The sequence below is a fragment of the Oerskovia douganii genome (assembly GCF_015142735.1).
Lineage (GTDB): Bacteria > Actinomycetota > Actinomycetes > Actinomycetales > Cellulomonadaceae > Oerskovia > Oerskovia douganii.
Window position 1 is genome coordinate 1 of sequence record NZ_JACSPN010000002.1, and the last position, 21593, is coordinate 21593.

The 21593-nt window shown below is 72.0% G+C and carries 17 protein-coding genes; 12 read left to right on the forward strand and 5 right to left on the reverse strand.

Annotated elements, in window-relative coordinates; translation table 11 throughout:
- Positions 1–78: 78 nt before the first annotated feature.
- Positions 79–2289 carry a transglycosylase domain-containing protein gene (locus H9623_RS01610; RefSeq protein ID WP_193718360.1) on the reverse strand — a complete coding sequence of 737 codons (2211 nt, stop codon included), beginning with the start codon at positions 2287–2289 and terminating at the stop codon, positions 79–81.
- A 157-nt stretch (positions 2290–2446) separates the two neighbouring features.
- Between H9623_RS01610 and H9623_RS01615 the strand changes: the two genes are divergently transcribed.
- The gene (locus H9623_RS01615) at positions 2447–2935 is read left to right on the forward strand and encodes an SRPBCC domain-containing protein (protein WP_193718361.1); all 489 of its coding nucleotides are present in this window, start codon (positions 2447–2449) and stop codon (positions 2933–2935) included.
- On the forward strand, positions 2932–3246 hold the full coding sequence (locus H9623_RS01620; protein WP_321575209.1) for an ArsR/SmtB family transcription factor: 315 nt from the start codon (positions 2932–2934) through the stop codon (positions 3244–3246). Before H9623_RS01615 ends, H9623_RS01620 begins: the two co-directional genes overlap by 4 nt.
- A gap of 61 nt (positions 3247–3307) precedes the next feature.
- On the opposite strand, the gene H9623_RS01625 is transcribed toward H9623_RS01620, so the two are convergent.
- Together H9623_RS01625 and H9623_RS01630 are read right to left on the reverse strand one after the other, a co-directional pair.
- Positions 3308–4096 (reverse strand): nucleotidyltransferase domain-containing protein, encoded by a 789-nt coding sequence (locus tag H9623_RS01625; protein WP_193718362.1) that lies wholly within the window; start codon positions 4094–4096, stop codon positions 3308–3310.
- Entirely contained in the window at positions 4096–4794 is a 699-nt protein-coding gene (locus tag H9623_RS01630; RefSeq protein ID WP_193718363.1) for a phosphatase PAP2 family protein, read from the reverse strand. Before H9623_RS01630 ends, H9623_RS01625 begins: the two co-directional genes overlap by 1 nt.
- 135 nt (positions 4795–4929) lie before the next feature.
- On the opposite strand from H9623_RS01630, the gene H9623_RS01635 reads away from it, so the two are divergent.
- On the forward strand, positions 4930–5721 hold the full coding sequence (locus H9623_RS01635) for a phosphotransferase (RefSeq protein WP_193718364.1): 792 nt from the start codon (positions 4930–4932) through the stop codon (positions 5719–5721).
- Positions 5722–5743: 22 nt separating this feature from the next.
- On the opposite strand, the gene H9623_RS01640 is transcribed toward H9623_RS01635, so the two are convergent.
- Positions 5744–5995: a hypothetical protein gene (locus tag H9623_RS01640; RefSeq protein ID WP_193718365.1), complete on the reverse strand. Its 252-nt coding sequence runs from the start codon at positions 5993–5995 to the stop codon at positions 5744–5746.
- Positions 5996–6104: 109 nt separating this feature from the next.
- Here H9623_RS01640 and H9623_RS01645 point away from each other — a divergent pair, with 109 nt between their 5' ends.
- The 8 genes from H9623_RS01645 (at position 6105) to H9623_RS01680 (ending at position 15198) form a co-directional block, all read left to right on the forward strand.
- A complete protein-coding gene (locus tag H9623_RS01645; protein ID WP_193718366.1) occupies positions 6105–6650 on the forward strand; it encodes an NUDIX domain-containing protein in 546 nt (181 codons plus the stop codon).
- Between the two features lie 328 nt (positions 6651–6978).
- A complete protein-coding gene (locus tag H9623_RS01650; RefSeq protein ID WP_193718367.1) occupies positions 6979–9003 on the forward strand; it encodes a hypothetical protein in 2025 nt (674 codons plus the stop codon).
- Positions 9004–9119: 116 nt separating this feature from the next.
- Positions 9120–10049: a cold-shock protein gene (locus H9623_RS19885; protein WP_193718368.1), complete on the forward strand. Its 930-nt coding sequence runs from the start codon at positions 9120–9122 to the stop codon at positions 10047–10049.
- Between the two features lie 345 nt (positions 10050–10394).
- Positions 10395–12275, forward strand: a complete 1881-nt coding sequence (dnaK, locus tag H9623_RS01660) for a molecular chaperone DnaK (RefSeq protein WP_193718369.1) — start codon at positions 10395–10397, stop codon at positions 12273–12275.
- On the forward strand, positions 12272–12904 hold the full coding sequence (grpE, locus tag H9623_RS01665; RefSeq protein ID WP_193718370.1) for a nucleotide exchange factor GrpE: 633 nt from the start codon (positions 12272–12274) through the stop codon (positions 12902–12904). Before dnaK ends, grpE begins: the two co-directional genes overlap by 4 nt.
- Before the next feature lie 184 nt (positions 12905–13088).
- Positions 13089–14105: a DnaJ C-terminal domain-containing protein gene (locus H9623_RS01670; protein WP_193718371.1), complete on the forward strand. Its 1017-nt coding sequence runs from the start codon at positions 13089–13091 to the stop codon at positions 14103–14105.
- 76 nt (positions 14106–14181) lie between these two features.
- The gene (locus H9623_RS01675; protein WP_193718372.1) at positions 14182–14673 is read left to right on the forward strand and encodes a heat shock protein transcriptional repressor HspR; all 492 of its coding nucleotides are present in this window, start codon (positions 14182–14184) and stop codon (positions 14671–14673) included.
- Between the two features lie 216 nt (positions 14674–14889).
- Positions 14890–15198 (forward strand): DUF1540 domain-containing protein, encoded by a 309-nt coding sequence (locus H9623_RS01680; protein WP_193718373.1) that lies wholly within the window; start codon positions 14890–14892, stop codon positions 15196–15198.
- Between the two features lie 79 nt (positions 15199–15277).
- Here the strand turns inward: H9623_RS01680 and H9623_RS01685 are convergent, their stop codons facing one another.
- Complete coding sequence (locus H9623_RS01685; protein ID WP_193718374.1) at positions 15278–16045, reverse strand: hypothetical protein; 768 nt, start codon at positions 16043–16045, stop codon at positions 15278–15280.
- A gap of 234 nt (positions 16046–16279) precedes the next feature.
- Between H9623_RS01685 and H9623_RS01690 the strand changes: the two genes are divergently transcribed.
- Positions 16280–21559: a sigma-70 family RNA polymerase sigma factor gene (locus H9623_RS01690; protein WP_193718375.1), complete on the forward strand. Its 5280-nt coding sequence runs from the start codon at positions 16280–16282 to the stop codon at positions 21557–21559.
- Positions 21560–21593: the final 34 nt, after the last annotated feature.

Below are 21593 nucleotides of genomic sequence, written 5' to 3' on the forward strand. Positions count from 1 at the left end.
ACCTCACACTGCGGCCAGGAACCAACCCCCAGCCTCACGCCTCCACGCAGGTGTCACCAACGTCATGACACAGAACAGCTAGTCGTCGTCGCCCCGGGACTCCCGGGAGTCGTCCTGGGACGGCTTGGAGGGCTTGGACGGCTTGTCCGGCTTGGCGTCGGGGGCGCCGCCGAGCATGGCGGGGTCCGGGCCGGGGAACCCGACGACCGGGAGCCCCTCGAGGGCGGTCTCCATGAAGGAGCGCCAGGTCGGGGCGGCCAGCGTCGACCCGTACCACCGCTTCTCGTAGCGCCCGTTGATGCGCATGTAGCTCATGGACACGTCGTTCTCGGCGTTCCCGATCCAGACCGCGGTCACGATCTGCGGCGTGTACCCGATGAACCACGTGTGGTGGTTGTTGTTCGCGGTCCCGGACTTGCCCGCGCTCGGGCGCGAGAGCTGGGACTTCTTGGCGGTCCCCTGCGTCATGACGTTCTCGAGCGCGAACGTGACGGTCCGTGCGATCCTCGGGTCCACGGCGCCGGGGTCGCAGTTCGCCGAGGGCACCGGCAGGTCGGAGCCGTCGGCGCCGACGACCCGCGTGATCGCGACGGGTTCGCAGTACGTGCCGCCGCTCGCGAACGTCGCGTAGGCCGCGGCGAGCTGCAGGGGCGAGGAGTTCTGCGTCCCGATCGTCATGGTCGGCATGACGTTGATCGACGAGGCGTCGCCCGTCACCTCGGCCGTGCGGGACGGACGCAGGCCCGCGCTCCACGCCATGTCCCGGACCGCGCACAGGTCGAGCTGGGTCTCCATCGACGCGTAGGCCGTGTTGACCGAGTTGAACGTGGCGCGCAGGACCGGGATCGCGCCCTGGTCCGTCGAGCCGTCCGCGTTGCCGGGCGACCAGGGGATGCGGTCGAGCCGCGCGCACGACGCCCGGAAGTCCCGGTTGGGGATGAAGGTGCGCTTGCTGGCGTTGACCTTGTCGCTCAGGGTGCGGCCCGAGCGCAGCCACTCCGCGAGCGTGAAGACCTTCCAGGTCGAGCCGGGCGAGAAGCCGCTCGAGGAGCCGTGGAGCTGGTCGGCGCTGTAGTTCACCGCGGTCGTGCCGGGGGCCGGTTCCCTCGACACGTCGTAGGGACGGTTCTGAGCCATCGAGAGGATCTTGCCCGTGCCGGGCTCGACGGCCACGATCGCGTCCTCGAGGCCGCTGGGGTCCGACGCCGGGACGGCCGCCGAGATGTTCGCCTCGGCCGCGGCCTGCATGCGGGGGTCGAGAGTCGTGGTGATGTCGAGGCCGCCCCGGTAGAGGAGGGCCTGACGTTCCTTCTTCGTCTTGCCGAACGTCGGGTCGGACGTGATCACCTTGGTCACGTAGTCGCAGAAGAACGCGGCCCCGGCGGCCGTCTGGCACCCTCCGGAGATCGGCTGGACGTTGAGGGTCGCAGGGAGCGGGGTCGCGACGGCCTCGTCGTGCTGCTGCTGGGTGATGTACTTCTGCTCGAGGAGCTTGAGGAGCACCCGGTTGCGTCGCTTCTCGGAGTCGACGGGGTTGGTCACGGGGTCGTACTTCGTCGGGGCGTTGGTGACACCCGCGATCGTGGCGGCCTCGACGACGCTGAGCTCGGAGGCGTGCTTGCCGAAGTAGTGCAGGGCCGCGGTCTCGACGCCGTAGACGCGGATGCCGAACTGGGCGATGTTGAGGTAGCCCTGCAGGATCTCGTCCTTGGTCATGATGGTCTCGATCGAGATCGCGAGCTTGGCCTCGCGTGCCTTGCGCCCCAGGGAGTCGTCGCGAGCCGCCCGCACCGCGACCGGGTCGTCGTCGCGCATGGCCTGCTCGATGAGCACGTTCTTCACGTACTGCTGGGTCAGGCTCGACCCGCCCTGGGTGTCGCCGCCCGTGAAGTTGTTGATCGCGGCCCGGGTCACGCCCTCGGGGTCGATCCCGCCGTGCTCGTAGTAGCGGTGGTCCTCGATCGCGATGACCGCGTCCTTCATGGGCTGGGAGACCTGGTCGAGGGGGACGACGATGCGGTTCTCGGTGTAGAACGTGGCGAGCAGCGTCGCGCCGTCGTTCGCGTAGAGGCGTGACTTCTCGGAGAGCGGCCCCGGTTCGAGCGCGTCGGGGAGCTCGTCGAACATCTGCGTGACGTCCTCCGTCACGGTGTTCGCCCCCGCGGCGAAGGGCAGCAGGAGGCCTGCCGCGAGGACGCCCCCGACGGCCGACACCAGGACGAACGCCAGGAGGAGAGCGAGCGCCTTGAAGGCGCCGGTCGTCTGGCTGAGTCGCGTTGACGGGCCCATCTGCCGACTGTACGTCCGCAGGCCTGGAGCGGCTCGCGGGAGCGGGGAGGGCGGGCCGGGGCATACATGCAACCCAGGGGTTGCGCTCGAGGCCATCAGGTGCAACTCTGAAGTTGCATGTTCTTTCAGTGCTCCGACATCTCAGAGAGGGACGACCATGACGACCACCGACCAGCAGGCATCGATCGACACCGAGGCGTTCCAGGTGACCCGCACCCTGCTCATCCACGCCGCACCGCCCAGGGTCTGGGCAGCGCTCACGCAGGACGACCTGATCGCCCGGTGGTTCGGGCAGCAGGCCGTCCTGCCCGACCTGCGCGTGGGCGGCGAGGGCACGTTCGGGTTCGACGGCTACGGCCAGTTCGCCGTCCGCATCGAGGAGTACGACGAGCCCCGCACGTTCGCCTTCACCTGGACCAACCAGGCCGGCGCCGAGCTGAGCCCCGACAACTCCACCCTCGTGCGCTTCACGCTCACCCCCGAGGGCGAGGACACCGTGCTCGCCGTCGTCGAGTCCGGGTTCGAGCGCCTGGGCGGCGGGGCCGACGACGCGATGGCCAGCAACCGGTCGGGGTGGACCGGCGAGCTCGACGAGCTCGTCGCGTTCCTCGCGGACACCGCCCCCGCCACGGGGCCCGCGGCGTGAGCGCCGCGACGCTGACCCCCGTGTTCGCGGCCCTCGCCGACGACACGAGATGGCAGATCCTCCAGGAGCTGGGACGCGCGGACCTGTCGGCGTCCGCGCTCGCGACCGTCCTGCCGGTGACCCGGCAGGCGATCGCCAAGCACCTGGCCGTGCTCGCCCAGGCGGGGCTCGTCGAACCCGTGCGGGTCGGTCGCGAGGTCCGCTACCGCGCGATCGGGTCCCGCCTGGGCGAGACGGCCCGCGCCCTCGACGCGATCGGCGCCGAGTGGGACCGCCGCCTCGCCGCGGTCAAGCGGATCGCGGAGGGGTAGGTCCCCGGGGCCCGCGGTGCTCCCGGCGGACCGCTCCCGCCTGCTCGGCCCGGCACCCCACCTACCGGGCCCCGAGCTCCTCACCGCGGACCGTGAGCTGGTCCGCGAACGTCCCCAGCAGCGACCGCGCGGCGGGGACGTCGACCTTCCCGTCCCAGCCGAGCGCGACCGCCCGGCGCACGGGCTCCTCCCAGGAGGGTTCGAGCTCCGCGACGACGGCGGACGTCGTCTGCGGGTCGCTCGTCCAGCCGCCCCAGCGGGGCATGACCCACGTGAAGGCGACCCGTGCCAGGCGCCGGCCGACCGTCCGGCACAGGGCCGCCTCCTCCACCGGGTCGACGGAGTCCGCGCGGGACCGGAGCCGGGCGAACGCGGTCCGCCAGTCGCCCTGGACCTGCCGAGCCAGGGCCAGGTCCGGACGGTGAGGGCGGACGTGCGCACCGGCGTCGGGCCCCCAGACGGGGGTGCACAGGACGCGGACGTGGAACCCCTCGTCGAACCGCCGTGCCGGGTCCGTCATGCGCGTGCGCGAGTGGAGGAGGATCCCGGCACCGCTCACCTCGGGGTGCTCCACCGCGAGGCGCGCCTCGATCGTGCGGACCGTCGCGTGGTCCGCGGGCGTCGGCTCGTGGTCGAGGAGGACCTGCCCGTCGAGGTCGGAGACGCCCGGGCGGGCCGTTCCACGCGGGACGCTCCCGTAGACGTAGACGCTGTCGAGGCCCGCGTCGCCGAAGGCCTCACGGGCCGCGGAGACGTAGGCCGCCACGAGGGGCCGGAACTCGGGCTGGACCCGGGCGACGTCGCCCTCGCGGGCGACGAACCCGTCCCGGGCCAGCCCGCGCGCCGACATCAGGTGCGCAGGTGCGAGGTGTCGCGGCGCAGGTAGCCCCACGCCAGGACCGCGCACACGACGCCGTTGACCAGGCCCGCGAGGACGTCGGTCAGCGAGTGCATCCCGCGGTACAGGCGGGCGAACCCGACCGCGAACGGGACCAGCACCGCCAGGACCGTGAGCGCGACCCGCAGCGCCGGGTTCCGCACGCGCTGCGCGAGGAGCGCGAGCGTCAGGTAGAACGCCGCGGACGCGCCCGTGTGACCGCTGGGGAAGCTCGACGTGGGCGGGGCATGGTCGAGCATGTCGACCTCGGGCCGCGTGCGACCCACGACGATCGACGACGTGAGGAAGATCAGGGCCTGGAGCGACACCGCGAGCGCGGGGACCAGGGCGAACCACCACTGCCGGGTGCGCCACCAGATCAGCGCGACCGCGAGCACGCACGCCCCGATGATGAACTCGGTCATCCCGATCGCCGACAGCATCTCCGTGACCGTGTCGAGGAACGGGGTCCGGACCGAGACCAGGGCCTCGTTGACCCCCGCCTCGCCCGGCAGGTTGCCCAGCGGGCCCTTGATGAGGAAGCCGACCCCGACGATCACGACCCACAGCGCAGCACCGGGCAGGAACGCGCGCAGCAGCAGGTCACGGGCGACCTCGCGGCCGGTAGGGCGCGAGGTGTCGAGCTCGTAGCGGTGGACGAACGGGTGCACGGGGCCTCCTGGTGACGGTCGGTGCCCGCCGACCCGTGGGGGTCACGGCAGGGACGTCCCCGGACATTACGCGCAGAGGGGGCGACTCGCGCGGCGAGCGCCGGACGAGGTGCGCGGCCTGGCTAGGCTCGCCCGGTGCACCCACCACGACACGTGATCGAGGCCTTCGGGGCCGTCGGGCTCCCCGTGCGGCTCGACGGCGGACGCGGCACCGCGTGGCGCGTCGGGGACACCGTGCTCAAGCCGCTCGACGTGCTGCCCGCCGAGCTCGAGTGGCTGCGGGACCACGCGCCGTCGGGAGGGAGCGGTCCACGGTTGAGCCTGCCGCTCGCAAGCACGTCCGGCGACCTGGTCGTCGACGGGTGGACGGCGTGCCCGGCGCTCGCGGGCGAGCACGTCCCGGGGCGCTGGGCGGAGATCGCGGAGGTCGCGCGGCGCTTCGCCGAGGTGTTCGACGGCGTCGCGCGGCCCGGATTCCTCGACGAGCGCACGCACGCGTGGGCACGGGCGGACCGGCTCGCGTGGGGCGAGGAAGCGGTCCACGTGCCCGACGACGTCCCGCACCTCCCCGCGCTGCTCGCGGCCCGGCGGCCGGTCGCCGAGTCGCCGACCGTCGTCCACGGCGACCTCACGGGCAACGTGCTCTTCGCCGACGGCCTGCCGCCCGCGGTCGTCGACCTCACGCTGTACTGGCGGCCCGTCCGGTACTCCGTGGCGGTCGTCGCGGTCGACGCGGTCTGCTTCGAGGCCGCGCCGTCGTCGCTGCTGGAGACGATCGACCCGGGGGACGGGTCCGCTCAGCACCTCGTGCGCGCGCTCGTGTTCCGGATCGCGACGGACTGGTTCAACGAGCTGCCGCTCGACACCCACGACGTGTACGCCGCGACGGTGGGGCGGGTGCTCGACCTGGCCGCGCGCGGGCGGTGAGGCCGGTCTCCGGTCGGAGGCCTCAGCGCGCGCCGGTGACCGTCGCCGCGGGGCGCGGCAGGACCGCCGCGACGACACCCCCGGCGATCGCCAGGACGGGCCCGAGCACGAACGCCGCGACCTCCGCAGGCATCAGCCGACCGACCGACTGCGTCTCGTCCGCGGCGACGCCCTCGGCATAGCCCGTGTACGCGCCCGCGGCGAACAGCAGGGCTCCGCCGATGATCGCGAGCCAGCACAGGCCGAGCACCGTGCGCCGCAGTCCTGGTGTCATCTCTGGTGCCCCCTGTGCGCGTCGTCGGTGATGGCGGGAACCCTAGCGCAGCGGTGGCCGCTGTCCGGCAGGTCTGGAGCGCGGCCCACGAGGCTGCGAGGATGCCCGGATGACCGACGCGGAGACCTGGGACCTGCTCGACGAGCGGGGCGCCACCACGGGCGAGACGCACCGCCGGGATGATCCGCGGTGGCCGACGAACCGCTTCCATCTCATGGTGGCGACGTGCGTCGTACGGTCCGACGGACTGGTCCTGCTGACCCGTCGGGCCGCGACCAAGGCCTTCCCGTTCATGTGGGAGATCCCCGGAGGCAGCGTTCTCGCGGGCGAGACCGGCGCCCAGGCCGCCGTACGCGAGCTCCGCGAGGAGACCGGGCTCGCCGTCGACGGCAGCGATCTCCGCCGGGTGGGAAGAGGCGCCGAGTCCACCGCGCTGCTCGACGTCTACGTCGCGGCCGTACGAGGTCGCCCGCGCCTCCACCTCGACCCGGCCGAGGTCGATCGCGCTGCCTGGGTCACGTGGAGCGAGGTCGAGACGCACCGCGCCGCCGGGCGGATGCCGGCCCCCTGGGTGGGATGCTTCGCCCCGCTCTGGCCGGACCTCACGAGGGCGGTGGCGCAGGCGGCGCAGGGTGAAGGAGCTTCCGGACCATGACGAGCCGCGAGACGGTGACTCCGGAGAGCCACGCGAGGTAGGTGCGGGGGAGTCCCTGCGCGGGGGCGCCGATCGTGGTCATGACCGTACGATCGAGCCTCGAGCCGGTCGAGGGTCGAACGGGCCCCAGCCGACCTCCTCTGGTACCGGGCCGCCGACGTCGACGGGTTGCGGCGGGTCCTCTCCGTGTGGTCGGTGGCGCGCTCACGAGCCGGTACAGTTCCCGCCGGGTCCCGTTCCCGGTCGTCGTCGACCGGACCCGTCGAGCCGGGGTAGACGGGCTTTCCGCTTCGGCGAGGACGGCGGTGCAGGGGTGGTTGCAGGGCGGGTGCGTCGCACACGGTGGATGCTGCGTGCCGGGTCGGGGGGCGCGTTCGTGTGCGTGCTCCTGCTCGGTACCCCGACGGTCGCGAGTGCAGACCCGGACGACGGGCTGTCCGAGACGTCCCGTACCCGGTACGAGGTCGACGGGGTGGGCCCGGTCCGGGTGACCGTCACGACGACGATCCGCAACGAGCAGCCCGCCGGTGCGCAGTACTTCTACTACTGGGACGAGTACGGGATCCTGCTTCCCGCGGGAGCGGCCGACCTCTCGGCCACGAGCGACGGAGCCGCGCTCGAGGTCACCGTCGAACCGACCGAGGACCCGTCGACGAGCGCAGCCCGGGTGTCGTTCCCGCCGCTGAACTACGGGCGCGAGCGGACCGTCGAGTGGGCCTACACGATCCCGGGGGAGCCGATCCGCTCGGAGGGGTACACGCGCGTCGGCCCCGGATACGCCACGTTCGCGGTCAACGCCGCAGGCGACCCGGGTCAGGTCGTGGTGGAGATCGTCGTGCCCACGTCGATGGACTTCGACAGCACGTGGGACGGATTCACGCCGATCCTCGAGGGCGAGACCCGGACGCACCGCGCTGCCGACAGCACGGACGACTACGGCACGTGGGCGTTCGTCTCGCTGCGCGACCCCGACCAGGCGGAGATGACGACGGTCGAGGTGGGCGGTACGGAGCTCGTGCTGGAGAGCTTCCCCGGTGACACGGAGTGGAGCGGCTTCGTCGCCGAGCAGGTCACCGCAGGTCTGCCGCTCCTCGAGCGCTCGGTCGGCATGCCGTGGCCCGGCGACCTGGAGCGGATCCGCGAGGACGTGTCGCCCGGGGTGCTCGGGTACGCGTGGTTCGACTCGGCGGCCTCGGAGGTCGTCATCCCCGAGGACCTCGACGCCGAGCTGCTGTTCCACGAGCTCTCGCACGCGTGGCTCGACGGTGAGAGCTTCGAGGACCGGTGGTTGTACGAGGGCCTGGCGGAGGTGGTCGGGAAGAGCGTGGCCGCTGAGATCGGGGGACCCGCAGAGCCGTCGCCCGCGCCCGCGAGGGACGCGACGGACGCCCTGCCGCTCACCGCCTGGGAGGAGGTCGACGTCGACGACGGTGCGGACGCCGTCGAGGAGTACGCCTACGCCGCGGCAGGGGCCGCGATGTCGGAGCTCGTCGGTGGTCTGGACGGCGAAGCCCTCGGGGCGCTCGTCGCGGCCGCCCACGCGGGCGAGAGCGCGTACGACGAGCCCGGCACCCTCGACCACCCGGGCCGGACCGACGGACGTCGTTTCCTCGACCTCGTCGAGCTGCGCGGTGGGGTGGCCGAGGCCGAGGCGACGTACCGGACGTGGGTCGCCGATGCCGCCGAGCTGGCGCTGCTCGACGCGCGGGCCCCGGCCCGCGCGGCGTACGTCGTCCTCGACGAGGCCGACGGCGCGTGGTTGCCGCCCGCGGGGCTGCGCGCCGCGATGACGGACTGGGCGTTCGAGGACGCCGAGGCGGCCCGGCAGGAGATCGGCGCCGACGCGGCGGCATCCGCCGGGCGCGTGCAGCAGGCTGCGGATGCCGCCGGGCTGCCGGACCCGGCCGCCGTGCGCGATCAGTACGAGAGCGCGGAGAGCGCAGAGGAGTACGCGGCGCTCGTGACCGTACTGCCGCGCGCGGCCGAGGTCGTGGGGGAGGTGGGCGACGCGATGGTCTCCGCCTCGGGTGGCGGCCCGTTCGCGGGCCTCGGGCGAGGGCTCCTGGACGTGGACGGCGCCGTCGACGGTGCCCGGGCCGCACTCGACGACGGACGGCTGGACGACGCTTCGAGGGCGGCCGGTGACGCCTCGTCCCGTGCCGCCGTCGCGCCGTGGCTCGGTGCCGGCGCCGTGGTGCTCGTGCTGGGTGCGCTCGGCGGTGGCCTCGTCGTCCTGCTGCGCCGCCGTCGTCGCCGGGCCGTGAGCGCGGTCGAGGCCGCGGTGCCGGTGGCTCCGTCGAACGGCGGTCACGGTCGATCGGCTGACGTCGACACCGACGAGGGGCCGCAGTGATCTGAGGGTGATGCAGGTAGTGCCGGCGGCCGGGTGGCGGCTGGACTCACCTGTCCACCGTTCTGCCGGGGGGACAATGGGAGACAGCAACGTCTGCCGAGAAGAAGGAGTCCCACGTGCCCCAAGGAACTGTTCGATGGTTCGACGCCGACCGAGGGTTCGGTTTCATCGACCTCGGGAACGACGCCGAGGACCTGTTCGTGCATGCGTCCGAGATCCTCGGTGACGACGGACCGAAGGTGCTCCGTGAGGGGCAGACCCTCGAGTTCGAGGTGGGTGAGGGAGACCGTGGCCCGCAGGCGCGCCGCGTCCGTGTCACGGGCGACCGCCCCGCCGACGCTCCCATGGGCGTGCTCGGCACCGTCAACTGGTACGAGCCGACCAAGGGCTACGGGTTCGTCACGCCCGACGACGACCGCACCGAGATCTTCGTGCACAGCTCGGCGATCGTGGGGGGCGGTGTGATCTCGGAGGGCCAGCGGGTGGCGTTCCTCGTCGTCGACGGCGAGAAGGGGCCGCAGGCCGACCACCTGCTGCCGCTCAGGGCCGAGGTCGCACGGCCGGCCTCGGACGGCGCGGACGGCACGGTGTCCTGGTACGACGAGGTCAAGGGCTTCGGGTTCGTCGCCCCCGACTCCGGTGGCGGTGACGTGTTCGTCCACGTCAGCGCGCTCGGATCGGGTCTGACCGAGCTCTCCGAGGGAGACCGCGTGACGTACGACGTCGTCGACGGCGACAAGGGGCCGAACGCCCGCAACGTGCAGCTCGCGCGCGGCTCCGGCGGCGGACGCGGCGCCGTGGACCGTGGGCGGCCGGGCCGTCCCGGGGCATCCGGTGGGCCCGTGCGTGGAGGCGAGGGCACGGTCGCCCGCTATGACGAGGAGCGTGGCTTCGGCTTCATCACCCCCGACGACGGGGGCCTGGACCTGTTCGTGCACGTGTCGGTCGTGCGGGGCGACGAGGTCCTGGAAGAGGGCGACCGGGTCCGGTACAAGGTGCGCCAGAGCGACCGGGGACCGCAGGCGGACGGCGTCGAGCTGATCTGAGCGAGGGGCGGGCGGCCTGTCTGAAACCCAGGGCGCTCGTCCCGTTCCGCTGGGGCGCCCTGCTTCTCCGTCGGCGCAGCCACCGTGCACCGTCGGGAATACTCCCCTCCTTCCCAAGGTTGAGCCTAGTGGACTCAAGTTCGGCCGTCCCCGCTTGCGCAGCGGCACCGACCGGCATAACTTGAGTGAGGACGACTCAACCGGCAGCCGGGTGGCGACACCCACACCGGGGCAGGGGAAGGTCCGGGCGTGCGCGCCACGACGCGCTGCCGGGCAGGGAACCACCACGGTCTGCCGCACGGACATCGCACACGTAGCAGCACCAGCAACAACGGAGGCACGAACATGGCACGAGCGGTCGGAATCGACCTGGGCACCACCAACTCGGTGGTCGCTGTCCTCGAGGGTGGGGAGCCCACCGTCATCGCGAACGCCGAGGGCGCTCGCACGACCCCGTCGGTCGTCGCGTTCTCGAAGACCGGCGAGGTCCTCGTCGGCGAGATCGCCAAGCGCCAGGCGGTCACCAACGTCGACCGCACCATCACGTCGGTCAAGCGCCACATGGGCACCGACTGGTCGGTCGAGATCGACGACAAGAAGTACAGCGCGCAGGAGATCTCCGCGCGCGTGCTCGGCAAGCTGAAGCGCGACGCCGAGGAGTACCTGGGCGAGCCCGTCACGGACGCGGTCATCACGGTCCCGGCGTACTTCAACGACGCCGAGCGCCAGGCGACCAAGGACGCGGGGCAGATCGCGGGCCTCAACGTCCTGCGCATCGTCAACGAGCCCACCGCTGCCGCTCTGGCCTACGGCCTGGAGAAGGGCAAGGAGGACGAGCTCATCCTCGTCTTCGACCTCGGTGGTGGGACGTTCGACGTGTCCCTGCTCGAGGTGGGCAAGGACGAGGACGACTTCTCGACCATCCAGGTCCGTGCGACCTCGGGTGACAACCGCCTCGGTGGCGACGACTGGGACAACCGGATCGTCGAGCACCTCATCCAGCAGGTGAAGAACAGCTCGGGCGTGGACCTGTCCAAGGACAAGATCGCGCTCCAGCGTCTGCGTGAGGCGGCCGAGCAGGCGAAGAAGGAGCTGTCGTCCGCGACGAGCACCAACATCTCCATGCAGTACCTCTCGATGAGCGAGAACGGCCCCATCCACCTGGACGAGAAGCTCACGCGTGCTCAGTTCCAGCAGATGACGCAGGACCTCATCGACCGGACCAAGGCGCCGTTCCACGCGGTCATCCGTGACGCCGGCATCTCGGTCGACGACATCGACCACGTCGTGCTCGTGGGTGGTTCCACCCGTATGCCCGCCGTGACCGAGGTCGTCCGGGAGCTCACGGGCGGCAAGGAGCCCAACAAGAGCGTCAACCCGGACGAGGTCGTCGCCGTCGGTGCCGCGCTGCAGGCCGGTGTCATCAAGGGCGAGCGCAAGGACGTCCTCCTGATCGACGTCACCCCGCTGTCCCTGGGCATCGAGACCAAGGGTGGCGTGATGACCAAGCTCATCGAGCGCAACACGGCCATCCCGACCAAGCGCAGCGAGGTCTTCTCGACCGCCGAGGACAACCAGCCGTCGGTGCTGATCCAGGTCTTCCAGGGTGAGCGCGAGTTCGCCCGCGACAACAAGCCGCTGGGCACGTTCGAGCTCACGGGCATCGCCCCGGCGCCGCGCGGCCTGCCGCAGATCGAGGTCACCTTCGACATCGACGCGAACGGCATCGTGCACGTCGGCGCGAAGGACCGCGGCACCGGCAAGGAGCAGAAGATGACCATCACCGGTGGCTCCGCGCTGCCGAAGGAGGACATCGACCGCATGGTCAAGGAGGCCGAGGAGCACGCGGCCGAGGACAAGAAGCGTCGCGAGGAGGCGGAGACCCGCAACCAGGCCGAGGCGTTCGTGTACTCGACCGAGAAGCTCGTCGCGGAGAACAAGGAGAAGATCCCCGCCGACGTCGTGACCGAGGTCGAGGCCGACATCGCGTCGGTCAAGTCCGCGCTCGAGGGCGAGGACGCCGAGGCCGTGAAGTCCGCCCACGAGAAGCTCCTGGCCTCGAGCCAGAAGATCGGCGAGGCGCTGTACGCCTCGGCCGAGCAGGAGCAGGCGGCGGGCAACCAGAGCGCCGCTGACGCGGATGCGGCCAGCGCGGCAGGGGCTTCGTTCGCGCCCGACGAGGACATCGTCGACGCGGAGATCGTGGACGAGGACGACAAGAAGTGACGAGCGACGCCCAGGGCCCCGAGGAGCGCAACGGCTCCGAGGACCAGCCCTTCCAGTTCACGGACAAGCGCAAGGTGACCCCGGAGGGGCAGCCCAAGGAGGCTGCCCCCGAGGGAGCCGGCTCGGCCGGGGACGACGCCGAGCAGGACCCGCTGGCCGGGCTCGACTTCGAGCCCACCGGCGAGGCCGGGGACGACGCAGCCCTGCTGGCTGCGCAGTCCGAGGCGGCGGCCCACCTCGACGCGCTCCAGCGCGAGCGGGCCAGCTTCACCAACTACCGCAACCGGTCGCTGCGTGACCAGGAGGCCGCGCGCGTCAAGGGCATCGAGGACGTCCTGGCGGCGCTCCTCCCGGTCCTCGACGACATCGACCGGGCGCGCCAGCACGGCGAGCTCGACGGGCCGTTCGTCGCGATCTCCGACAAGCTCGACGCGAGCCTGGCGAAGTTCGGCATCGAGCGCTACGGCGCGGTGGGCGAGGAGTTCGACCCGGCCGTGCACGAGGCGCTCATGCACCAGGTCGACCCGGCCGCGACGTCGGCCACGGTCAACATGGTCATCGAGCCGGGCTACCGGATCGGCGAGAGGATCGTGCGCGCGGCGCGCGTGTCGGTCGTCGGACCGGAGTAGGACGGCAGGTGGGTGCGGTGTCCTGAGGGACGCGGCACCCACCGGACCCGGAGGCCCGACGACGGAGCCCACCTTCCGCGTGAAGGTGCGGCTCCGCCGTCGGGCACCGGGAGCAGGACACCTATGGACGTAAGCAGGAACCGCCGGCCCCGGGGCCGGTGACACACCGATGAGAGGAGGCGCCTTGACCGGTCAGGACTGGATCGAGAAGGACTTCTACGCCGCGCTGGGCGTCCCCAAGGATGCCGACGACGCCGCGATCAAGAAGGCGTACCGCAAGCTGGCCCGCACCTACCACCCCGACCAGAACCAGGGGGACGCGAAGGCCGAGGCCAAGTTCAAGGAGATCGGGGAGGCCTACGCGGTCCTGTCCGACCCCGAGCAGCGCCAGCAGTACGACGCGATCCGGGCCATGGCCGGCGGGGGCGCCCGCTTCTCCGCAGGAGCCGGCGGTCCCGCCGGTGGAGCCGGGGGGTTCGAGGACATCTTCGGCGGCATGTTCGGCGGCGGCGGTGGTGGCGGAGGCCGCGTGCGGTACTCCACCCAGACCGGCGGAGGCGGCGGCTTCGAGGACATCCTCGGGTCGATGTTCGGCGGCGGGGGAGGCCAGACCGGCTTCCGCCCCAACGCCGGGTACCAGCGCCCGCAGCCCGGCGCGGACGTGCACTCGTCGGCGACGCTCGGGTTCCGGCCCGCGGTCGAGGGCTCGACAGTCAACGTCACGACCGAGGGCCGCACCATCACGGCCCGCATCCCGGCGGGGGTGCGCGACGGCCAGAAGATCCGGCTGCGCGGCAAGGGCCGCCCCGGTGTCGCGGGCGGACCGCCCGGCGACCTGGTCATCACGGTGCACGTCACGCCGCACCCCGTGTTCTCGGTCGACGAGAAGCACAACCTGCGCCTGACGGTCCCCGTGACGTTCGCGGAGGCCGCGCTCGGCTCGACCATCGAGGTCCCGACGCTCGACGGCAAGCCCGTCAAGGTCAAGGTCCCCGCGGGCACGCCGTCCGGCCGGACGCTGCGCGTCAAGGGCAAGGGCGTCAAGACCGCCAAGGCGACGGGCGACCTGCTCGTCACGATCCAGGTCGTCGTGCCGCAGAAGCTCTCGAAGACCGCCAAGGAGGCCGTCGAGGCGCTCGCCGCGGCGACCGACGGCGAGGGCGACGTGCGGTCCGACGTGTTCGCGCGCGCAGCAGACTAGGAGACTGGTAGCGGTGCTGCGGGTCGGACCCGCGGCACGGACCGGTCGGAGCACGAAGCAGCGAGAGGAGGCAGGCATGGCCAGGAACGAGTCGCCCGCAGGGAACCACCTGCCGTTCAACGCGTACGACGACGCCCCCGTGCTCGCCATCTCGCAGGCCGCGGTGCTCGCGGGGATGCACCCGCAGACCCTGCGCCAGTACGACCGCCTGGGCTTCGTGACGCCGCGACGCACCATGGGTCGGGGGCGCCGGTACTCGCAGCGGGACGTCGCCAAGCTGCTCGAGGTCCAGCGGCTCTCCCAGGAGGAGGGCATCAACCTGGCGGGCATCCGTCGGATCCTGGCGCTCGAGGAGCAGGTGGATCGCCTGGAGGCCCGCCTCGACGCGATCTCGACGCAGCTCGAGGGAGGCCGCGTGTTCGCGGCGGGGGTGAGCGGCGACGTCGTCATGGTGCCGCGGGGACGCCGGGTCCGGCGCCGCAGCGCGGAGGACGCCGGGCGCGTCGTCGGCGGGCAGGACACCGAGACCCGGGCGCTCGTCCTGTGGCGGCCCGGGCGCGGGGACTGACCCTCTGTCGACGTGCCGGGACAGGTCGATCCACGGCCCGGCCCGCAGCATCCGGATTCCCGCGACGAGCATTTACGTGCGTTCCGCGTCACGTAAAAACGGCGGAATTCCGCCGAAGTGAGTGAGGCCTTGCTTCCTGTACAAGGGATGCGGCAAGGAATACCGTGAAGGAAATGCACGGTTGAACGCCCTCCCCTTCGAGCAAGGAGAAGTCCCATGAGCAGCCTGATGGAGTTGCCCCAGGTCGTCGAGTGTTCGATCGACGGCTGCGGATACAACCACGAGCACGGCTGCCACGCCGGCGCCGTGACGATCGCCGCGCACGGCACCGACGCCGAGTGCGCGACGTTCATCCCGCTGACCGCCAAGGGCGGCCTGGAGAAGGTCATCGCCCACGTCGGCGCCTGCCAGCGGGGTGAGTGCGCGCACAACGAGGCGCTCGAGTGCAACGCCTCCTCGATCCGCGTCGGAGCCGGACCTCAGGGTGCCGACCACGCGGACTGCCTCACCTACGCCCCCCGCTGACCCTCGCGCCGACCCGGCGCGCCCCCTCGACGCCCCGCTCGTCCCTCGCCGGACGACGGGGCGTCGAGGCGTGGTGGCGTCAGCGCGACAGATCCTGGAGCATCCTGGCGGCGTCGGCGTGCTGCGGGGGAAGCGGCTCGACCCAGATGCGGGGAGGCCGACGGAGGATCGCGGTCACCCCGAACGTGAGGGCCGTGCGCTCGATCCTGTGCCGGAGCTCGGCGCGCAGCGGGGCGAGGTCGGTCGTGCGCACGCAGAGCGCCGCGTAGATGCCCCCGCCGAGGGTCGCCACGGGATGTCCGAGCCCGAAGGTCTCGGAGAGGACCTTGCCCATGGCCGCCGCGCGAGCGACCTTCTGCCACCCGTCGATCCGCTCGATCGCGACGTCCACCATGACGAGGCAGTGGGTGGTCGAGGCCGGCGCCCCGAGCCGGTCGGCCACCCCGTACGTCTCCTGGAGGCGCTGGACGAGGTACGGGACCGTGACGAGACCGGACCGAGGGTCGGTGGTCGGCGGGGCCCCGGGGACCAGCTCGTTCCCCACCGCCCACCCGGTGCTGATCGCCCGCAGCACGCGTACGTCGGGGGCCGTGCCCCAGAGGTCGAACAAGCAGGTGAGGTCGTCGATCGTCTCGCCGATGCTGATGCCGTCGCGGCCGCGGGCCTCGCCTAGCCGCTCTGCTGCGGGAGCCGGGCACCTGGCGTCCGTGATGGCTTCGACGAGCGCCTCGACGGCAGGGTGGTACCAGTCGCCAGGCCGCAGCCAGACGCTGTTCGTGCTGGCCGCCTGCCACTCGTCGAGCAGCGAGGCGACGGCTGGCTCGGGGTAGCCAGGTCGTAGGTCCATACCCATGAGACGTCCGGACCCGTCCCTCATGACGCGACAGCGGCCGTCCGGTTTATCTTTCATCCGCTCGACACACCGGCGCATATGCAGCACACTCGGCCCGTTCTGTCATCCTGAGAAGCGGACAAGAAGGGTGAAGTGCGGGTGAGACGTAGGCAACACCATGCACTCTGCCGTCTAGGATGAGCGGGAGAGCCTCACCTGCTGATGAGGCGGAGTCAGAGGCGGTAGGGCATGACCCAGGTCGAGACGTCGAGGGACGATGCTGCGACGAGTGACGCCGAGCTGATCACCGCTGTCCGTGCGGGGGACTACACGGCGTTCGGTGCGCTCTACGAGCGGCACGCCGCCGCGGCCCGCACCGTCGCGCGCCAGTACGTCCGCTCGGGCTCCGACGCCGACGACATGGTCTCGGAGGCCTTCGCGAAGGTCCTGGGGATCCTGCAGGCGGGAGGGGGACCTGACGTCACGTTCCGCGCCTACCTCTTCACCGTCGTCCGACGCCTGTCCTACGACCTCACGAACGCAGGCCGACGGACCCAGCCCACCGACGACATCGAGACCTTCGAGAGCGCGTTCGGTCCCATGGCGTCGACCGAGGACCCCACGCTGGAGGGTTTCGAGCGCTCTGTCGTGACGAAGGCCTACCAGGGGCTGCCCGAGCGGTGGCAGGCCGTCCTCTGGTACACCGAGGTCGAGGAGATGACCCCGGCGCAGATCGCCCCCCTGCTCGGGCTCACCGCGAACGGCGTCTCGGCGCTCGCCTACCGGGCACGTGAGGGGCTCCGCCAGGGGTACCTCCAGCAGCACCTGACGGGTGCGAGCAGCGCGGGCTGCGAGGGCGTCAACCCACTGCTCGGGTCCTACGTCCGCGGCGGTCTCGCGAAGCGCGAGACGGGCAAGGTCGACGCGCACCTCGAGGAGTGCGGAGAGTGCCGCGCGCTCGTGCTCGAGCTCGGCGACGTCTCGCACGGCATGCGCGCCGTCATCGCCCCGCTCGTCTTCGGGGTCGCGGGCATGGGCCTCGTCGGGACGGCGCTGCCGCTCGCGGGCGGTGCCGCCGTCGGGGCCGGTGCGGGCGGCGTGACCGGCGCCGGTGGTGGAGCGACGGGTGCTGGTGCGGGCGGCGGAGCGACCGGGGCCGGTGCAGGTGGCGGTGCTGCCGGGGCCACGGGCTCGGGAGCCGCGGCCGGCGGCGGGAGCGTGGCTGCCGGAACCGGTGCGGTCGGTGGCGGGGCCGCGGGCACGGGTGCCATGGGTGGTGCCGCTGCTGCGGCAGGCGCCGCGGCATCCGGCGGCGGACTGGGTGCGGCGGCCGCTGTCGGCGCGGTCGGTGCGTCCGCCGCGGTCGGCACCGGGGCGGTCGCAGCGGCGGGCGCGACCGGCCTCGCCGCGTTCATCGCGGCGTCGCCCTTGATCGCGGCCGCAGTCGGGGTGGTCGCGGTCGCCGCAGTGGGTGCCGGCGTCGTCGCCGTGTCCGGTGGCTTCTCGACGACCCCGCCGCCGAGCGCGGGCGCGGATCCGGACCCCTCGGCGACGACGTCGCCGTCGGCGGAGCCCTCGGCCGACCCGTCGGGGGAGTCCTCCCCGGCCCCTGGCAGCGACCCCACCTCGCCGACGAACACCGTCCCTCTCGAGGTGGCGCCGACCGATGCGGCGACCCCTGCCGCGCCCCTCCCGTCCGAGGGCACGCCCGTCGTCAACACTCCGCCGGAGCAGCCCGGCACGCTCCCGCTCACGCCTCCCACGATCCTCGTGCCGCCCACCACTCCGTTGGTCCCCGTCGTCCCGATCGTGCCCGGCACTCCGGATCCCGTCGTCCCGGTGACCCCTCCGGCCCCGGCATCGCTCGACCTCACGTTCGCCCCGCTCACGCTCGCGGCCCGCGACCCGGAGGACCTGACCGTCACGGCGTCCAACGCGGGCGGTACGTCCGCGGAGGAGGTCGTGGTCGACGTGACGCTCCCGGCCGACGTGTCGGTCGTGACCTCGACCGTCGTCGCGGGCCGTGGTGTCGTCCCGGCGATCAGGCAGGCCGCTCTGCCGTGCGGCCCGGCGGTCCCTGCTGCCGACGGCACGTCCCTCGTGACCTGCTCCGTGGGCGTGCTGGCTCCCGGTGAGAAGAAGGACCTCGTCGTCACGGTCCAGGCCTCGCGGGGTGGGGACTACCGCTTCGACGGTGCCGTGCGCGGCAAGGGCCTGAACCCTGTGAAGAAGACCTATACCCCGGCCCCCGTACCCTCGTACGGCGCGGAGATCGACCTGGCGACGCCGGTCGTCGGGAGCCTGGTCAACCCCGGCGCGACCTCGGTCCGCCTCACGGCCCGCAACACGGGCGACCTCGACGCGCAGGGTGTCTCGCTCACCGTGGGCGGGCTGCCCGACGGCGTGACTGCCCAGGCGCTGACCGCCGGGTGGACCTGCACGACGGCCGGCGCGTCCCTGGCCTGTGCGAACCCTGACGCGCCGCTCCCGGCTCCCGGTCGCGGCACGAGCGCCGGCGCGCCCGTGACCCTCGACGTCCAGCTCCTCGCGGGCGACGGGGCCCAACAGGCCACGACGGGCCTGAGCTTCTCGGCGACCACCGGCGCGAGCCTGAAGGACTCGGCGAGCGCCGACCTCGCGGTCGGCGAGCCGTGGGCGGGCGCGAACAGGGTCGTCCCGGCCGGAGCCACGGTCACCCCGCAGTGCTCGGCGGCGGGGGAGGGGAGCGTGTCGCTCGGGCTCGCCGGTGTCACGAACACGACCGCCTACGACGACCTGCGCGTCGCCCTGGCGGCCGACCGCGTGACGTCCGAGCGCGTCGCGCTGGGGCGCAACGCCTCGACGGACCTCGCGCTGCCGCACGGCCTGCGCGTCCCCGCGGGAGCGGCGGCCGTGACGCTCACGACCACGGTCGAGGGACGGGAGCACACGACGACCGTCCGCGCCGGAGAGTTCGAGGCCACGGACTGCTTCGTTCCCCGGTGGCTCACGAGCGGCGACGTCACGACCAGCACGACCAACGACGCGGGTGAGGTGCGCGTCGACGCGGTCGTCACCAACCCGACCGGCCGACCGCTGAGCGTGCAGATCGACGGCCTGTCGCCCGTCGCTGCCGGGTCCGCATCGCGTGGCAGCATCACGATCCCTCCGGGGGAGCGCGCGGCGTTCTCCCGGGCCACCGGGTCGCGCGACCTGCCGGCGGGCAGCCTGACGGTGCGCCAGCACCTGTCGGCCCCTGACGGCGACGGGGACCCGGGCGAGTACGACGAGAAGCTCGCGACCGGCCATGACGCGGCGCGCATCGCCCCCGCGAGCCCGGCGCCGACGGTCGGACAGTGCACGTACGACCCTGAGAACCTCGCGTCCACCGCCCCGGTGACCTTCACGTTCGACAATCGCGCCTCGACGTTCAAGACGAGATTCAGGGTCGAGGGGTGGCCCGGCCTCGATCGCACGGTTGACGAAGGGAAGAGTCTCCTGGTCCCGAAGCCGGACGGAGATTCCGACCCGTCGGTCGGCTATGCGGGTGCGACGTTCGTGGTGTTGGCTGATGGGCGTCAGATCGCCAGTCATGAGGTTGCTGGTGTGAGTTGCTATGTGCCGTCGTGGTCGCGGGACGTGTCGGTCGTCGCGGAGAACGTGGGTGGTCAGGTGCGGTTGACCGGCACGGTGGTGAACTCGACGACTGAGGCGATGGATGTGCGGATGCTTGCTCCGCAGGGGTTGGGGGTGGCGGATTCGGAGAAGGTGACGTTGCCCGCGGGGCAGAGCGGGTCGTTCGTGATCGACACGGGTCTGGAGCGGGTCTCTGCGGGGCAGGTCGTGTTCCGTCAGTACCGGTGGGTGGTCGAGCAGGGGTCGCCGGGTAAGGGCTATTCGCACGCGGAGTCGGCGTCGTTCGACAGGGCGGTGATCGCTCCGAAGGTGAGCGCTCCGACGGTCGGGCAGTGCGTGTTCGATGAGGTGGAGCGGGTGTCGGTCGCGGACGTGGAGTATGTCTTCGACAACTCGGGCTCCACGTTGCCGGTGGTGTTCGGTGTGGTCGGGCAGGACGGGCCGAGCGCGGTGGTCGGTGCGGGCGAGACCAGGTCGGTGCGGGCACAGGGTCTGTTGCGCGGGTTGGAGGCGCAGGAGTTCGTGGTGTTGGCTGATGGGCGTCAGATCGCCAGTCATGAGGTTGCTGGTGTGAGTTGCTATGTGCCGTCGTGGTCGCGGGACGTGTCGGTCGTCGCGGAGAACGTGGGTGGTCAGGTGCGGTTGACCGGCACGGTGGTGAACTCGACGACTGAGGCGATGGATGTGCGGATGCTTGCTCCGCAGGGGTTGGGGGTGGCGGATTCGGAGAAGGTGACGTTGCCCGCGGGGCAGAGCGGGTCGTTCGTGATCGACACGGGTCTGGAGCGGGTCTCTGCGGGGCAGGTCGTGTTCCGTCAGTACCGGTGGGTGGTCGAGCAGGGGTCGCCGGGTAAGGGCTATTCGCACGCGGAGTCGGCGTCGTTCGACAGGGCGGTGATCGCTCCGAAGGTGAGCGCTCCGACGGTCGGACAGTGCACGTACGACCCGGCGGCGCTCGCCTCCTCGGCCCCGGTCACCCTGACGTTCGACAACACGGGCTCGTCCCTGCCGGTGGCCTTCACGGTCGCCGGGCACGCCCCGGTCGAGCTGAAGCCGGGCGAGGTCGCCACGGTGACCGACTCGGTCGGCTACCAGGGCGCCACCTTCACGGTCCTCGCCGACGGCCGCGCGATCGCCACCCACACGGTCCCCGGCGCGAGCTGCTACGTCCCCGACTGGTCGGCGCAGCAGTCCGCCCGGTCGGAGGTCGTCGACAACAGTGCGATCCGGATCGTCGGGTCCTACACGAACAGGTCCAAGGGGCCCGTGCAGGTCCGGATGAGCTCGGGGACCTACGGCTCCGCGGGCCCGGCGGTCACCGTCCCCGCAGGAGCCACCCAGGAGTTCTCCCTGGCGACGGGCGTCCGCGTCCTCTCGCCGGGCTCGGTCGAGTTCACGCAGTCGGTGACGGCCGACGGCACGGCGCGCACGAACAAGGTGACCGCCAAGTACGAGGCCGCACGCTACGAGACCTACGCCCCGACGGTCGGGGTCCCGATCCTGGGCGTCTGCTACTTCGACGAGGACCAGCAGCAGTCGTTCCGGCCCGTGACGTTCGTGTACGACAACATCGCGTCGTCGGCGGCCGTGACGTTCCACGTCGAGGTGGACGGCGTGCTCGCCCCGGAGACCCAGCGCGTGGTGCAGAGCCAGAAGAGGGTCCAGCTCAAGGTGCCCAGCGTCCCTGAGGGCGGAGCGACCTACCGTGTCGTGACGGACACCGGTCACTCCTGGACGTACGAGGTCGCCGGTCAGACCTGTCTGCCGAGCTGGCGGTGGACCGAGCTGTACGCGAAGGGTGACCGAGTCACCTACGACGAGCAGCACTACGTCGCGAAGGCCCGGAACATCGCCGTCCTGCCCACGATCGGCAAGGGGTACTGGAAGCTCGAGAAGGGCGGTTCCGACGACTGACCCGTCGGCAGCGCGACCGGAGGGGCTGGGGCGC